Origin of the sequence: Burkholderia sp. Ap-955 (assembly GCF_011753045.1) — a bacterium.
Taxonomy (GTDB): domain Bacteria; phylum Pseudomonadota; class Gammaproteobacteria; order Burkholderiales; family Burkholderiaceae; genus Burkholderia; species Burkholderia lata_D.
The window spans coordinates 1-896 of record NZ_VWWH01000221.1; the positions used below are offsets into that span (position 1 = coordinate 1).

General features: G+C 69.6%; 2 protein-coding genes. Both read right to left on the reverse strand.

Annotated elements, in window-relative coordinates:
* Positions 1 to 652 (reverse strand): DUF3106 domain-containing protein (locus tag F3J15_RS37440; RefSeq protein WP_166897846.1); only part of this gene is annotated, 652 nt, incomplete at its 3' end.
* A 26-nt stretch (positions 653 to 678) separates the two neighbouring features.
* Positions 679 to 896 (reverse strand): DUF3619 family protein (locus F3J15_RS37445; protein ID WP_166897848.1); only part of this gene is annotated, 218 nt, incomplete at its 5' end.

The following is an 896-nucleotide window of genomic DNA, read 5'->3' on the forward strand; positions in this document are numbered from 1 at the left end:
TCGAGACGGGCGCCGGTGCGGTGGCGGGGCCGCTTGCCGGGTGTTCGTGCGAATTGACGAGGCGGCGCACGTCTCGGTCGGCGACGGTCGGCGGCGCACTGACGACGCTCGGCCGGCGGCGGCGCTCGGCGGCCGCGAGACGTTCCTTCTGCTCTTCGGGGAGTTGCTGGTATGCCTTCCACGCCCGCTCGCGCGCCTGCGCGGAAAGCTCCTTCGCACTCTGGTAATTCTCGCGCGCGACGCGGCGCTGTTCGGGCGTCATCTTGGCCCATTCGGTCATCCGGTCCTGCAGGCGCTTCTGGTCATCGGGCGTCAACTTCGCGAAACGCGATGCGATCTTCAGCCATTTGCGCTTGCGAGCATCGCTGAAGCCGTCCCATTGGTCGGCGAACGGCGCGAGTGCCGCGTGCTGTGCCGGTGTGAGGCGCGCCCACGACAACGGGCCGGTAGCGGCCGGCAGCGGCAGGGGCAGGGGCAGCGGGGGAAGTTCGGTGGTCAGCCCGGTCGCGGCCGATGCGGGCGCGGCAGGGCTGCTGACCGCGGCGGTGGTCGTCGCGGGGGCCGGGTGGAATCGTGGATAAGTGGCGACGTAGGAAACGGCGATCGCGATTACGCATCCGAAAAATACGGCCAGGCCGCGCTTCTGACTCACCCGTGCGATCCCCTCGTTATTGTCTGTTAGTGAGCGCGCGACAGATACGCGTTGAACCCGTGATCGAGATACGCGTTGAGCGGCAGGTCGTCGCTGAGCATCGCCGCGTCGATGTCGGCGAGTTCGGCCGTGCGCTGCATGTCTTCCCAGTAGGCGATGCCGACGAGCCCGGCGAGCAGCAGGGCCAGCGGCCACGCGCGCAGCAGGCGGCGCGCGAACGACGCCTGCGGGCGGCTCGCGGGCG